This window comes from Novosphingobium resinovorum (genome assembly GCF_001742225.1).
GTDB classification, from domain to species: Bacteria; Pseudomonadota; Alphaproteobacteria; order Sphingomonadales; family Sphingomonadaceae; genus Novosphingobium; species Novosphingobium resinovorum_A.
In genome coordinates this window covers 3524879-3538227 of sequence record NZ_CP017075.1, presented here as the reverse complement: position 1 = coordinate 3538227, position 13349 = coordinate 3524879, and the positions used below count along the sequence as shown (strand labels likewise).

14 protein-coding genes are annotated in these 13349 nt (G+C 67.3%); 8 read left to right on the top strand and 6 right to left on the bottom strand.

The window, feature by feature from the left end:
- Positions 1 to 440 precede the first annotated feature (440 nt).
- Positions 441 to 1787 carry a tRNA (N6-isopentenyl adenosine(37)-C2)-methylthiotransferase MiaB gene (miaB, locus tag BES08_RS16515; protein WP_069708959.1) on the top strand — a complete coding sequence of 449 codons (1347 nt, stop codon included), beginning with the start codon at positions 441 to 443 and terminating at the stop codon, positions 1785 to 1787.
- Positions 1784 to 2476, top strand: coding sequence for an alpha/beta fold hydrolase (locus BES08_RS16510; RefSeq protein ID WP_069708958.1), 693 nt, complete (start codon positions 1784 to 1786; stop codon positions 2474 to 2476). The genes miaB and BES08_RS16510 overlap by 4 nt, the downstream gene beginning before the upstream one ends.
- Positions 2477 to 2555: 79 nt before the next feature.
- Here BES08_RS16510 and BES08_RS16505 read toward each other — a convergent pair whose 3' ends face one another.
- A complete protein-coding gene (locus tag BES08_RS16505) occupies positions 2556 to 3047 on the bottom strand; it encodes an RcnB family protein (protein WP_069708957.1) in 492 nt (163 codons plus the stop codon).
- A gap of 268 nt (positions 3048 to 3315) precedes the next feature.
- On the opposite strand from BES08_RS16505, the gene BES08_RS16500 reads away from it, so the two are divergent.
- The gene (locus BES08_RS16500) at positions 3316 to 4335 is read left to right on the top strand and encodes a PhoH family protein (RefSeq protein ID WP_036525997.1); all 1020 of its coding nucleotides are present in this window, start codon (positions 3316 to 3318) and stop codon (positions 4333 to 4335) included.
- A gap of 122 nt (positions 4336 to 4457) precedes the next feature.
- Here the strand turns inward: BES08_RS16500 and BES08_RS16495 are convergent, their stop codons facing one another.
- The 4 genes from BES08_RS16495 to ybeY all read right to left on the bottom strand — a co-directional run bounded on the left by BES08_RS16495 (position 4458) and on the right by ybeY (position 7777).
- Positions 4458 to 5180, bottom strand: a complete 723-nt coding sequence (locus tag BES08_RS16495) for a DUF2059 domain-containing protein (RefSeq protein WP_008831115.1) — start codon at positions 5178 to 5180, stop codon at positions 4458 to 4460.
- Positions 5181 to 5405: 225 nt separating this feature from the next.
- Positions 5406 to 6290: a LysR substrate-binding domain-containing protein gene (locus BES08_RS16490; RefSeq protein WP_172705104.1), complete on the bottom strand. Its 885-nt coding sequence runs from the start codon at positions 6288 to 6290 to the stop codon at positions 5406 to 5408.
- Between the two features lie 55 nt (positions 6291 to 6345).
- The gene (locus BES08_RS16485) at positions 6346 to 7263 is read right to left on the bottom strand and encodes a hemolysin family protein (RefSeq protein WP_008831117.1); all 918 of its coding nucleotides are present in this window, start codon (positions 7261 to 7263) and stop codon (positions 6346 to 6348) included.
- A gap of 7 nt (positions 7264 to 7270) precedes the next feature.
- Entirely contained in the window at positions 7271 to 7777 is a 507-nt protein-coding gene (gene ybeY, locus BES08_RS16480; RefSeq protein ID WP_069708956.1) for an rRNA maturation RNase YbeY, read from the bottom strand.
- A gap of 266 nt (positions 7778 to 8043) precedes the next feature.
- On the opposite strand from ybeY, the gene BES08_RS16475 reads away from it, so the two are divergent.
- From BES08_RS16475 to BES08_RS16455, 5 genes are read left to right on the top strand one after another with little or no spacing between them, the layout of a single operon-like run.
- Positions 8044 to 9207 (top strand): aminotransferase class I/II-fold pyridoxal phosphate-dependent enzyme, encoded by a 1164-nt coding sequence (locus BES08_RS16475; protein WP_069708955.1) that lies wholly within the window; start codon positions 8044 to 8046, stop codon positions 9205 to 9207.
- Positions 9204 to 9815, top strand: a complete 612-nt coding sequence (locus BES08_RS16470) for an alpha/beta fold hydrolase (RefSeq protein ID WP_069708954.1) — start codon at positions 9204 to 9206, stop codon at positions 9813 to 9815. The genes BES08_RS16475 and BES08_RS16470 overlap by 4 nt, the downstream gene beginning before the upstream one ends.
- Entirely contained in the window at positions 9812 to 10597 is a 786-nt protein-coding gene (locus BES08_RS16465) for a methyltransferase domain-containing protein (RefSeq protein WP_069708953.1), read from the top strand. Before BES08_RS16470 ends, BES08_RS16465 begins: the two co-directional genes overlap by 4 nt.
- Positions 10594 to 11226 (top strand): dethiobiotin synthase, encoded by a 633-nt coding sequence (bioD, locus tag BES08_RS16460; protein ID WP_069708952.1) that lies wholly within the window; start codon positions 10594 to 10596, stop codon positions 11224 to 11226. The genes BES08_RS16465 and bioD overlap by 4 nt, the downstream gene beginning before the upstream one ends.
- The gene (locus BES08_RS16455) at positions 11223 to 12491 is read left to right on the top strand and encodes an adenosylmethionine--8-amino-7-oxononanoate transaminase (RefSeq protein ID WP_069708951.1); all 1269 of its coding nucleotides are present in this window, start codon (positions 11223 to 11225) and stop codon (positions 12489 to 12491) included. Before bioD ends, BES08_RS16455 begins: the two co-directional genes overlap by 4 nt.
- 44 nt (positions 12492 to 12535) lie before the next feature.
- Here the strand turns inward: BES08_RS16455 and tnpA are convergent, their stop codons facing one another.
- Positions 12536 to 12955 carry an IS200/IS605 family transposase gene (gene tnpA, locus BES08_RS16450; protein WP_036530815.1) on the bottom strand — a complete coding sequence of 140 codons (420 nt, stop codon included), beginning with the start codon at positions 12953 to 12955 and terminating at the stop codon, positions 12536 to 12538.
- Between the last annotated feature and the right edge of the window lie 394 nt (positions 12956 to 13349).

Here is a 13349-nt window from a genome sequence, read left to right as displayed (position 1 = left end):
GGAAACAGGGCGCTGCAAGGTGACAGGTTTACACCGTTGACACGGTCCAGAGGGGAAAGGTGTCACCTTGGGCCGGAAAGTGTCACCTTGCGGGGGTAAGGTGACACATTTTGCGGGGAATGTGTCACCTTGTGAGGGGGATGTGTCACCTTGCGGTGTAACCCTGTGCGGCCGTGGAGGTTCGGGCGGGGCATGGGAGTAATCTATCGGAGCGGGCGGTCTGTAGGAAAGCGGGCGAGCCGTAAGCGCCCCGTTGCACATCTTGTGTATCCTCCCTGTTGCGAAGCAATGGGGAGGGGGACCGCTCGCGTAGCGAGTGGTGGAGGGGGAGGAACCCCTCCGTCAGCCCTGCGGACTGCCACCTCCCCATCGCTGCGCGACAGGGAGGATAAAAGGCAGTCCCCCTGTCCAAACCCACCCTTTTGCGCTAACGGCGCGCGATGCAAACGACTGCGACTCCCCGGACCTACCGCGTCAAGAGCTTCGGCTGCCAGATGAACGTCTACGACGGCGACCGCATGGCCGAACTGCTCGCCGAACAGGGCATCACCGCCGCGCCGGAAGGCGAGGAGGCGGACCTTGTCGTGCTCAACACCTGCCACATCCGCGAGAAGGCGGCGGAGAAGGTCTATTCCGACATCGGCCGTCTCGTGAAGAACTGGGACCGCGAGGATGGGTCGGCACCCATGATCGCCGTCGCTGGCTGCGTCGCGCAGGCCGAGGGCGAGGAGATCATGGCCCGCGCGCCCGCCGTGACGATGGTCGTCGGCCCGCAGGCCTACCACCGCCTGCCCGAGATGGTCCGCGCCGCCAGCGCGGGCGAGCGCGTCACCGATACCGACATGCCCGCCGAAACCAAGTTCGACGCCCTGCCCCGCCGCAAGCGGTCCGGCCCCACGGCGTTCCTGACCGTGCAGGAAGGCTGCGACAAGTTCTGCACCTATTGCGTGGTGCCCTATACCCGCGGCGCCGAAGTCTCGCGCCCTTATGCCGCGCTGATCGACGAGGCGAAGCTGCTGGTCGAGGCCGGCGCGCGCGAGATCACGCTGCTCGGCCAGAACGTCAATGCCTGGACCGGCGAGAACGCCAAGGGGCAGACAGTCGGCCTCGACGGTCTGGCGCGCGAACTGGCGGCGATCCCGGAACTGGCGCGCATCCGCTACACCACCAGCCATCCCAACGACATGACGCAGGGCCTGATCGACGCCCACGGCGAGAACGCCAAGCTGATGCCGTTCCTCCACCTGCCGGTGCAGGCAGGGAACGACCGCGTGCTCAAGGCGATGAACCGCAGCCATACGGTCGAGAGCTACCTCAAGATTCTCGACCGGGTGCGCGCGGTGCGGCCGGACATCGCGCTGTCGGGCGACTTCATCGTCGGCTTCCCCGGCGAGACCGATGCCGAATTCGAGGATACGCTGAGGCTGGTCGACGAGGTCGGCTATGCGCAGTGCTTCAGCTTCAAGTATTCGCCCCGCCCCGGTACGCCTGCCGCGACGATGGGCGACCAAGTCTCCGCCGCCGTGATGGACGAGCGGCTGCAACGCCTCCAGTCCGCACTCAACCGCGACCAGCTGGCGTTCAACGCCGCGACGGTCGGCAAGACCTGCGACGTGCTGGTGGAGCGCAAGGGCAAGCATGCCGGACAGTGGCTCGGCAAGTCGCCGTGGCTGCAGTCGGTCCACTTCATCGGAGAGGCAGAGGTCGGCCAGATCGTGCGCGTCGAGGTCACCAGCGCCGGGCCGAACAGCCTGGGTGCGGTGCAGATCGGCATGATGGCCGCGTGAGGCGCCAGCCACTGATCCTCGTCCCCGGCCTTTCGTGCGACACCGCCTTGTGGGAGGCACAGGTCGCGGGCCTTGCCGACGTCGCCGAAACGATCGTCGCCGACACCCTGAGCGACGACAGCATCGCCGCGATGGCCACGCGTCTGCTCGATGCCGCGCCCGAACGCTTCGCCATCGCCGGGCTGTCGATGGGCGGCTACGTGGCGATGGAAGTCGCCCGCCGCGCGCCAGAGCGGGTCACCCGGCTGGCGCTGCTCGACACCAATGCCCGCGCCGACAGCGCGGAGCAGGCGCAGCTGCGCCGCTTCGCCATCCGCACCGCGCACGATCGCGGCTTCGAGGCAGTGATCCGCGGCAGCCTGGCGCAACTGGTCCATCCCGAAACCGATCCCGCCATCGCCGAGGCGGTGGTGCAGATGGCGCTGCGCGTGGGGTTGCCGACATTCGAGAACCAGCAGGCGGCGATCATCGGCCGCATGGATTCGCTGCCCGGCCTTGGCGCGGTATCCTGCCCGGCGCTGGTCGTGGTGGGCGCGCAGGACTTGCTGACGCCGCCTTACTATGCCGAGGAAATGGCGGCGGCGATCCCCGGTGCGGTGCTGCGCCTGATCCCCGACTGCGGCCATATGGCGACGATGGAACAGCCCGAAGCGGTCAACGCCGCCCTGCGGGACTGGCTGGCGGCCTGACACGGCAAACGGCCCCGGAACCGAAGTCCCGGGGCCGCACTCGCACTTCCCGTGGCTCGGGGAAGACGGGGAAGCGATCTTACCAGAAGAAGCCGTTGTGGACGGTCACCACGCGGCCCGAGCGGGCGTTGATCATGACTACGTCGTTGCCGTAGCGGACCCAGCGGTGGCCGGCGCGCGGGGCGGGCAGGCGATAGCGGGCATAGTCACGCACCCAGTAGCGGTCGCCGTAGTAGGCGGGCTGGAAGCGGTAGCCGACGGTCACCGGGCGATAGCGATAGCCGCGCGGGCCGACGTAGGCGGGGCGGCGGTAGTCGTTGCGATGCGACTGGCGATAGTCGCGCCAGTCCTCGCGCAGCTCCTGGCGCGAATCGCGCAAGTCGCGGCGGGCATCGCGGACGTCGCGGCGATCGCCGTTGCGCTGGGCCTGGCGCAGGTCGCGCTCGTCCTTGCGGACCTCGCGGGCGCTGTGGCGCACTTCGCCGGCGCTCTGGGCAGAAGCCATGCTGGGAATCGCAAGCGTGGGCAGCGCGACGCCGGCGGCCATGGCGATCATGAAGAACTTGCGCACCGTTATTCTCCTTCTCTTCCTGTCAGGGGCCGTCTGGCGGCCTTCTGTTCGTGAAACTGCACAGGCGCTCCTGAACGACCCGGGAATGCCGCGTGCAGCGTGGGGACATAAGTGTCGCACCCTTGCGACAGTTGCATGCCGGAGCGCCGAAACGCGCAGTTATCCCCGACGAAACGCAGGAAATTTTGCAGAAACCTCCTTGCGGGGCGCGCCCTGTGGAGCCATCTTCACGGTAGAACGAGACATCAATCTCGCATGAAAGGAGCACATGGCCCGCAAAGCAGCCCGTGCCGTCGATCCGGCACAATTCCGCCCCGAAACCCACCGTCGGGCGCGTGTCGAAATAGATTTCGACGAACCTGTGTTGCTGGGAGCCCTGTTCGGGCAATTCGATTCAAATCTGGTGCAGGTGGAGAACCGCCTCGGCGTGTACATCTCCGCCCGGGGCAGCAAGATCCAGATCGAAGGGCCGGACGATGCCGTCGCCCGCGCGCGCGACACGCTCAAGGGCATGTATCACCGGCTGGAGATGGGGCAGGCGCTCGATTCCGGCGCCATCGAATCGCTGATCGCCATGAGCACCGAACCCACCCTCGAAGGCATCATCACCGGTGACGCGGGCGCGCCGCCGATCATGATCCGCACCCGCAAGAAGACGATCGTGCCGCGTTCGGCGACGCAGATCGACTACATGCGCCAGCTCGCCAAGTCGGACGTCATCTTCGCGCTCGGCCCGGCAGGCACCGGCAAGACGTACGTGGCGGTGGCGCAGGCGGTCAGCCAGCTGATGACCGGCTCGGTCCAGCGCCTGATCCTGTCGCGCCCGGCGGTCGAGGCGGGCGAAAAGCTGGGCTTCCTGCCCGGCGACATGAAGGACAAGGTCGATCCGTACCTGCGTCCGCTCTACGACGCGCTCTACGACTGCATGCCGCCCGAGCAGGTGGAACGCCGCCTCGCCAACGGCGAGATCGAGATTGCCCCGATCGCCTTCATGCGCGGCCGCACGCTGGCCGATGCCTTCGTCATCCTCGACGAAGCGCAGAACACCACGCGCGAGCAGATGAAGATGTTCCTCACCCGCTTCGGCCAGAACAGCCGCATGGTGGTGTGCGGAGACCCGCGCCAGGTCGACATCCCCGGCGGCGACCGCCATTCCGGACTCGCCGACGCGGTCGCTCGGCTGGAGGGCGTGGACGGCATCGCGGTGACCCGCTTCACGGCGGCGGACGTGGTGCGCCATCCGATCGTCGGCCGCATCGTCGAGGCTTACGAGGGGCCGGACGCTTAAGAGAAAGGCCCACCCCCGACCCCTCCCGCAAGCGGGAGGGGAGTAGGTTGTGATTGCCCTCCCGCTTGCGGGAGGGCCGGGAGGCTTGGCCCACAGGGCCTAGCCGGACGGGGTGGGCTTTGTTACTCCACCTCCTTCTTCGCCTCGCCCTCGTCCAGCTCCTTGCGCGAAATGCCGAGCAGCCCGGCCAGCTTGTCCTTCTCGGCGCTCTTGAGGTCCGCGTACTTGCGCGGGGCAGGCAGATCGGCGGTGGAGGCCTTCACCTTGTCGATGATCGCCGGCATTTCCTTCATCAGCCGAGGCATCAGCGCCTGCATCCTGTTCATGACCTCGGGCGACATCATGATGATGTAGGAATCCGCCGCGTAGGCCTTGCCCGTCGGCGTGGCGAAGAAGGCGTTCATCTCCTGCAGCTGCTTCGCGTCGAACCGTCCGGCGTAGGCGCTCGCCAGACCGTCGCGGATGTCGGGCTCGAACTGGGTCATCAGGCCCATCATGTCGGTCATCATCGTACGGGTGGTGGCCGACATGCGCTGCTTGAAGGCCGGGTCGTAGATCTCCATGATCTGCGCCATGGTGCCGCTGCCCAGCTTCTCGGTATCGACGCCGCTGATCCCGGCAAGGTCCTTGAGCGGCATCTGCATCATGGAATCCATGATGGAATCCATCATCTTGTCCATCGTGCCGTTCATGATCCGGCCATAGGTCCCGAGCGGGAACACGTAGTCGACCGTCTGCTTCGCAGCGGCAAGACGCGCCGGGTCGGCGGCAGCTACGCGCTCGGCCGCAAGAACAGGCGAAGCCGACGCCAGCAGGGCGGCGCAAGCGGTAAGGACGAAACGCATCTGAGATACTCCCACAGGTCCGCTCGAACGGGACGCCGCAGGGCATATCCCGTTCGCCACTATGGGAAAAATGAAAATGATGGTTGGTCGCAGATGCCAGATCGTGCGCCTCGCCGCGCGGGCTTCGACAAGCTCAGCCTGAGCGGGACCGGGAGGTTCGCACCAACTCCGCTCGCCCTGAGCTTGTCGAAGGGCCTCGGATCAGCTCCGCGACGACCCGAAAGGTCAAAGCCCCGCTTGCAGCAACCACTCGTGGAAGATGCGCACCGGCCGCGCTTCCAGCGACTTGGGGCGACACACGAACCAGTAGCGGTACGGGCTCTCCACCTCGATGTCGTAGACCCGCGCCAGCCGCGTATCGTGCGAGCGGCGGAAATGGTCGTCGTGCATGATCGCGATGCCCAGACCCTGCGCCGCCGCCTCCAGCACCAGCTGGCCGGAATCGAAGCGGTCCACCGAGGCCGGGTCGAGATCGGGCAGGTCGATCGCGCGCTTCCACGCATCGAGGCTGTCGGGCAGATCCTGATGGATCAGGAACGTCTGGCGCGACAGCTTCGCCTCGTCCGGCACCGGGCCCAGTTCCTCGGCCAGCGCCTGCGAGGTGATCGCGTAGACCTTGTTGTGATCGAGCTGCACCCGGTAATACTGCGGGTCCGGCTCCTTCGCGAGGATGATCGCGGCGTCCAGCGTATCGCCGACGCGGTCTTCCAGATGCGCGCCGGTATCGATGTCGATGTGCAGGCGCGGATGCAGCTTGCGCAGTTCGGGGAGGCGCGGGAACAGCCGCTGGCCGCCGAACAGCGAAGGCACGCCCAGATGCAGGCGCAGCACCTGGCCGCGATCGATCTGCGCCTCCACCGCCTCGGCCAGTTCTTCCAGCTTGGGCGCGATGGCGGTGTAGAACGCCTGCCCCTCGTCGGTCAGCTTCATCGCCTGGTGCTGGCGGGTGAACAGCCGCTTGCCGGTGAAGTCCTCCAGCGCGGCGACGCGGCGCGACAGGGCCGAGGGACTGAGCGCCAGCTCGTTGGCCGCCGCCTTGGCGGAACCGAGACGCACCACGCGCACGAAAGCTTCGAGCGCACGCAGGGGAGGTAGACGACGTACTGGCACTATTGCGGTCTTTTCACTCGGTTATGGCCGCCGCCGGAGGGTCCGGCGACAACGGTTATTCGGCCTCGCTCTCCAACTCTTCCACGGGCGGATGCAGGCGCAGGCGCGTCACGCGCCGCTCGTCGCCGTCCGTCACCTCGATCTTCCAGCCACTTTCGTGGTCCAGGACCGCGCCCACTTCGGGCACTTGTCCGGCCAGCACGAAAGCCAGGCCGCCGAGAGTATCAACCGCTTCCTCGACTTCGGCCAGCCGCGGGTCGATCCGCTCGGCCACATCGTCCAGTTCGGCTCGGGCGTCCGCGTCCCACATACCTGCGTCGATTGCAACCAGCAATTCCTCGGGCGCATCATCGTGCTCGTCCTCGATCGAGCCGACGATCTCTTCCACGAGGTCCTCGATGGTGATGATGCCGTCGGTGCCGGTGTACTCGTCGATCACGACCGCAAGGTGGATGCGCTGGGCGCGCATGTCGGCCAGCACATCCAGCGCGCCGCGCGATTGCGGGACGTAGAGCGGCTGGCGCATCAGCGTCGTCCAGTCCTCGGGCGGCGGCGCGCTGCGGGCCAGCAGCGGGAACACGTCCTTGATGTGGATCATGCCCTTGATGGCGTCGAGCGTCTCTCCGTAGACCGGCATGCGGCTGTGGCCGTGCTCGGCGAAGGCTTCCACCACTTCGGCCCAGCTGGCCGAGGCGGGGATCGCCACGATCTCGCTGCGCGGAATGGCGACGTCGTCGGCATCGTGCTCGCTGAAATGCAGGAGGTTGCGCAGCATCTGCCGCTCAATCGGCGAGAGATCGCCGGTCAGCGCACCGCTGGCCTCACCTTCGTGCTCGTTGATGACTTCCTCAAGCTGGGCGCGCAGCGACTGGTCGCCCTCTGCGTGGAAAAGCCGCTTGAATGCACGCCAAAGCGTGTTGGTACTGTCCCCTTCTCCGAAACCGGAGTCGGCGTGGCGGCCATTGTCGGCCATCGTACGGTTAAATCCCTGTTGCTGCAGTGCGGTCCCCATATGGGTCGGGAATGCCTAAAACTGCAAGTGCCTTTGTTTCGAGCGCTTCCATCGCCTCGGCATCCTCGTCAGACGTCTCGTGATCGTGGCCCGCCAGATGGAGCAGGCCATGGATGATGAGATGCGTGGCGTGGTGCGCGACCGGAATACCCTTTTCCGCCGCTTCTCGCGTGCAGGTCTCGCAGGCGAGTGCCAGATCGCCGAGCATTTCGGGCGGGCCGTCCTCGTCCAGATCGAACAGGGCCTCGCGCTCCAGCATGGGGAACGAGAGCACGTTGGTCGGCTTGTCCTTGGCGCGCCATTCGCGGTTGAGGACGTGGACTTCGGCGTCGCTGGTGAACAGCAGGCTGGTGGTGAGACGCTCGTTGTCGAGTTCGGGCGCGAGGGTGACGAGGGCTTCCAGCGCCGCCTGCGCGAGATCGGCCCAGTCGGTCGCGGCGTCCCAGGGTTCTTCGATGTCGATTTCGAGGTCCATGGAATGCGCCTTATCGCGCGGGGTGGCCGGGGTCGAGTGGTTCCGCCGTCGCCAAACCCCGTCATTGCGAGCGTAGCGAAGCAATCCAGGGCGGCGTAAACCGCCCTGGATTGCTTCGCTACGCTCGCAATGACGAAAAAGGGATCCGGCAAGGCCCCGTGGGAGAGAGGAAACGATCGCCGAAACCTCGCCGGACGCCCCTTCATACTTCCCCCCGGACAAACCGCCCATTGTGCCAAGGACCCGCTTGCCATACCGGGCGAGGCATGAGCCGGCTCGATTCACACCTCGAGGCAGCGCTGGAGCGCGTGACCCGCGCCGGACAGCGCCGGACCTTGCGCGCCACGACCCTGCTGCCCGGCGGCCGGATCGAGCGCGCCGGGCGCACGATGCTCGACTTTTCCAGCAACGATTACCTCGGCCTCGCCCGCCACCCGCTGCTGGTGGAGCGCTCGGCCAAGTGGGCCGCGCGGGATGGTTCCGGCTCCGGCTCCTCACGGCTGGTGACGGGGACGAGCGCGGCGCACCTTGCCCTCGAAGCCCGCATCGCCGAATTCAAGCACTGCGAGGCGGCGCTGATCTTCGCCAGTGGCTGGCAGGCCAACGCGGCGGCGATCCCGGCGCTGCTCGCGGCCATCCCGGGCGTGGCCATATTCACCGACCGCCTGATCCATGCCTCGATGCACGCGGGAATCGCGATGGCGGGCGTGCGCCAGCACCGCTTCCGCCACAACGACCTGGGCCACCTCGAAACCCTGCTGGCGGAGAAAGGCGCGGATGCCCCCGCCCGCCTGATCCTGACCGAGAGCGTGTTCTCGATGGACGGCGACCGCGCCGACATGGTGCGCCTCGCCGATATCGCCGAGCGCCACGACGCCGCGCTGTTCGTCGACGAGGCCCATGCCACCGGCGTGCTCGGCCCCGAGGGGCGCGGGCTTTCGGCGCTGGTGCCGGGCAAGGTCGACCTCGTGATGGGCACCTTCAGCAAGGCGCTGGGCGGCTTCGGCGCCTACGTGGCCGGATCGCGGGTGCTGATCGACTACCTGACCAACGCCGCGAGCGGCTTCATCTTCACCACCGCCCCGCCGCCCGCCGTGCTGGGCGCGGTGGACGCCGCGCTGGACCTGCTGCCGGGCATGGATGCCGAGCGCGTGCACCTCGCCGCACTGGGCGACCGGCTGCGCGCAGGGCTGGCCCGCCTTGGACTCGACCACGGCGCGTCCTCGACCCAGATCGTGCCCGCCGTGATCGGACCGGAGAACGAGGCGATGGCGCTCTCCGCAAGGCTGGAGGCGGCAGGTTTCCTCGCCTCCGCGATCCGCCCGCCGACGGTGCCGGCCGGCACCAGCCGCCTGCGCCTCGCCCTGCGCGCCGGGCATTCGGAGGCCGACATCGACGCCCTCCTCGCCGCGATCGAGACACATCGGTGAAGCTGCTGTTCGCCCACGGCTGGGGCTTCGATCGCCATTTCTGGGAACCGCTCGCCGCGCTGCTGCCCGAGTGGGCGCACGTCAGCGACGACCGCGGCTACTTCGGCACGCCGCATGAGCCTGCCGTCGAAGGCCCCTGCCTCGCAATCACCCATTCCTTCGGCACCATGCGCGTCCTCGCCGCCCCGCCGCCGGGCCTCATGGGAATCGTGGCAATCAACGGGTTCGAGCGGTTTACCGCCGTTCCGGGCCGACCGGGCGTCCCGGTACGCGTACTCGACCGCATGCTCCGCCGCTTCGAGACCGACCCGCGCGGCGTGCTGGCCGAATTCCGCAAGACCTGCGGCTCCACCGAGGCCTTCGGAGAAATCGACCCCGAAGCGCTCGCCGCCGACCTCCTGCGCCTGCGCGACGCCGCTCCTTCCCTGCCGGACGTGCCGGTACTGGCGATCCACGGCGGCGCCGACCCGCTGCTCCCGCCCGAGATGCGCGCCGCCACGTTCACCGGAGCACAGGTCCGCCGCATCGACCACGAAGCGGGCGGCCATCTCCTCCCGCTGCAAGCTCCGCAGTTTTGCGCCGCCGCCATTCGCGGGATGCTCGCATGAGCCGCCGCGAGCGTATTCGCAGCGCCTTCGCCGCCGCACCCGACTACGACGGCCACGCCCGCATCCAGCGCGAGGTCGCCACGACCCTCGCCGCGCGCATCGCCGCGCTCGACCTTCCGCCCGCCCCGCGTGTGCTGGAGATCGGCTGCGGCACCGGCTTCCTGACCTCCGCCCTGATGGATCAGGGCATCGGCGGCGACTGGCTGGTCACCGACATCGCGCCCGAAATGGTGGAGCGTTGCCGCGCCGCGCTTCCCGCTTCCGACGACCGGCGCACCCTGCATTTCGCCACCCTCGACGGCGAGCACGGCACGCCCGAGGGCGCGCCCTTCGACCTCATCTGCTCAAGCCTTGCGGTGCAGTGGTTCGACGATACGCCCTCCGCCCTCGCCCGCCTGTCGCAGTGGCTGGCGCCCGGCGGGCACCTCGTCGTCACCACGCTGGGACCGCGCAGTTTCCACGAGTGGCGCGCCGCGCACGAGGCCGAGGGGATAACTCCCGGCACCCCCGCCTACCCCCCGGTGGAGGCCTTCGCGACACTCTCCCCCGAGACGCTGCTGGTCGAGGACGTGACCGAAACCCACCTCGATCCGCGCGCCTTCGTACGTGCGGTCAAGGCCATCGGCGCAGGCACCTCCGCGCCTTCGCACCGGCCTCTCAACCCGGCGCAGCTGCGCGCGGTGATGGCGCGGTTCGCCCAAAGCGGATGCAACGTCACTTACGAGGTGGTGACCTGCCACTTGCGCCGCGCCCCGACATTTCCTTACGTGAGCCCCCAATGACCCAGCACACCCTGATCGTCACCGGCACCGATACCGGCATCGGCAAGACCGTCTTCGCCGCCGCGCTGGCGGGGGCGATGGGCGCGCATTACTGGAAGCCGGTGCAGGCGGGGATCGAGGAGGAAGGCCCCGACGCCCAGCGCGTCGGCTTCCTCGGCGGACTGCCCGAAGGCAAAGTGCTGGCCGAGGCCTATAGCCTGACCACGCCCTGCTCCCCCCACCTCGCCGCCGAGATCGACGGGGTGACCATCGATCCGCTACGCCTCGCCCTGCCCAAGATCGACGGCCCGCTGGTGGTCGAGGGCGCGGGCGGCGCGCTGGTGCCGATCTCGCGCACCGAGACTTACGCCGACCAGTTCGCCCGCTGGGGCGCGCCGGTGGTGCTGGTGGCGCGCACGATGCTCGGCACGATTAACCACTCGCTGCTCTCGATCGAGGCCTTGCGCACGCGCGGTGTGGACGTGCTCGGCGTGGCCTTCGTCGGCGATGCGGTGGAGGACAGCGAGGCCACCATCTGCGCGATGGGCAAGGTAAAGCGCCTCGGCCGCCTGCCGCGTGTCGATCCGCTGACGCCCGAGACGCTGGCCGCCGCATTTGCCGCAAACTTCCGCCTGGAGGACTTCGCGTGACGCTTCCGCCCGCTGCTTCCCCTGTCTGGCACCCCTTCACCCAGCATGGCCTCGGCGAGCCGATCCCGCTTGTCACCCATGCCGAAGGCGCGCTGCTGCACACGGCGGACGGGCGCACGGTGATCGACGCGATCTCGTCCTGGTGGGTGACCACCCACGGCCACTGCCACCCGCGCATCATGGCCGCCGTGGCCGAGCAGGCCCAGAAGCTCGACCAGCTGATCTTCGCGGGCTGGACGCACGAACCCGCCGAGCAGGTCGCCGCCGGGCTGACCGCGATCATGCCGAGCGAACTGACGCGGGTATTCTTCTCCGACAGCGGCTCCACCAGCGTCGAGGTCGCGCTCAAGATGGCGCTCGGGTACTGGCATGCGCAGGGTGAAGCGCGCCACCGCATCGTGGTGATGGAGCATTCCTACCACGGCGACACCATCGGCGCGATGTCGGTGGGCGCGCGCGGGGTGTTCAACCAGCCTTACGCGCCGCTGCTGTTCGACGTCGGCCGCATTCCCTACCCCGCCGCCGGGGCCGAGCAGGACACCCTCGACGCGCTCGAAGCCCTGTGCCGCGAGGGTGACATCGCCGCGCTGATCCTGGAGCCGCTGATCCTCGGCTCGGGCGGCATGCTGGTCTACGGCCCGGAAACGCTGCGGGCGATGCGCGAGATTTGCAGCAAATACGGCGTCCTGTTCATCGCCGACGAGGTCATGACCGGCTGGGGCCGCACCGGCACCCTGCTCGCCTGCGAACAGGCCGACATCGTGCCCGACATCCTGTGCCTGTCCAAGGGACTAACCGGCGGATCGCTGCCGCTGGCCGTAACGATGGCGACCGAGGAAATCTTCGCCGCGCACTGGTCCACCGACCGGGCGAAGATGTTCTTCCATTCGTCCAGCTACACCGCCAACCCGCTGGCCTGCGCCGCCGCCGCCGCCAACCTCGCCATCTGGGCCGATGAGCCGGTGCGCGAATGCATCGACGACCTCGCCCGCCGCCAGTCGGCCTGGCTGGAGAAGCTCGGCCGGTTCTGCCACTTCGACAACCCGCGCACGCTCGGCACGATCGCCGCGCTGGACATGCGCACGATGGGCACCGGCGGCTACATGGACAGCCTCGCGCCCGAACTCATGGCCTTCTTCCGCAGCCGCGACATGCTGCTGCGCCCGCTGGGCAACACCGTCTACGTGATGCCGCCCTACTGCATCACCGACGACCAGCTCGACGACGTGTGGAACGCCATCGGCGAGGCCGTCGTCTCGTTCTGACGACCGTGATCGCCTGAATGACTGACCGGCTGACGCCGGTAGGATCATGCGGCGGGGCTGAAGCCATCCTTGTGGGTATGCTTTTCGAGATACCGCATGATGATGTCATCGGTGATGTTGCCGGAGGTAGTCGAGAAGTAGCCGCGTTGCCAGAAGCGTTGCCCCCAATACCGCTTGCGGATGTGCTCGAACTCCTGCTGGATTTTCCGTGACGATCGCCCCTTGGCACGGCGGACGAAATCGCTGACGGAAACGTGCGGCGGGATTTCGACGAACATGTGCACGTGGTCCTTCGACAGTGCCCCATTGATGATCGTCACGCCCATCTCGGCGCAAACTTGCCTGATAATTTCCCGGACCCGCAGGCGCACGTCGCCATGGAGCACCTTGAAGCGATACTTGGGTGCCCAGACGAGATGATAGCGATGATGGAATGTCGTGTGACAACCGCTCTTGTAGCGCATAGCCTGTAACCTCGGGAAAAACGGAAGACTTACGCCCTTCAGGCGGTCTTCCGTTTTTCCCGAGGTTACAGGCTTGCACGCGAGTCTACGGCTGAAGCCAGTATCCGACTGGAAGTCGGAGGGGTTCCTCCCCGAAAGAGGACTCTAAACAAACCCACTTCGTCATTGCGAGCGAAGCGAAGCAATCCAGTGCGGCGTAGTTCTACCCTGGATTGCTTCGCTTCGCTCGCAATGACGAGGTGGGCATCAATCGAGCATACCCCCGCAACACCCTTTCGCGACCTCGTCGCGCGATCCTGCCGCCACATTTGCGACCAAATGAAATTGTCGCGCAATATTGCTATTGCGAATGATACTCATTCCCGTTAGCGGCGCCTGCAAACGAGTGCGTGAA

Bases quoted from the DNA above. Each gene is read 5' to 3' on its own strand.
- miaB (WP_069708959.1), top strand. From the start codon at position 441: ATGCAAACGACTGCGACTCCCCGGACCTACCGCGTCAAGAGCTTCGGC.
- BES08_RS16500 (WP_036525997.1), top strand. From the start codon at position 3,316: ATGGCCCGCAAAGCAGCCCGTGCCGTCGATCCGGCACAATTCCGCCCC.
- BES08_RS16495 (WP_008831115.1), bottom strand. From the start codon at position 5,180: ATGCGTTTCGTCCTTACCGCTTGCGCCGCCCTGCTGGCGTCGGCTTCG.
- BES08_RS16485 (WP_008831117.1), bottom strand. From the start codon at position 7,263: ATGGCCGACAATGGCCGCCACGCCGACTCCGGTTTCGGAGAAGGGGAC.
- ybeY (WP_069708956.1), bottom strand. From the start codon at position 7,777: ATGGACCTCGAAATCGACATCGAAGAACCCTGGGACGCCGCGACCGAC.
- BES08_RS16475 (WP_069708955.1), top strand. From the start codon at position 8,044: ATGAGCCGGCTCGATTCACACCTCGAGGCAGCGCTGGAGCGCGTGACC.
- BES08_RS16465 (WP_069708953.1), top strand. From the start codon at position 9,812: ATGAGCCGCCGCGAGCGTATTCGCAGCGCCTTCGCCGCCGCACCCGAC.
- bioD (WP_069708952.1), top strand. From the start codon at position 10,594: ATGACCCAGCACACCCTGATCGTCACCGGCACCGATACCGGCATCGGC.
- tnpA (WP_036530815.1), bottom strand. From the start codon at position 12,955: ATGCGCTACAAGAGCGGTTGTCACACGACATTCCATCATCGCTATCAT.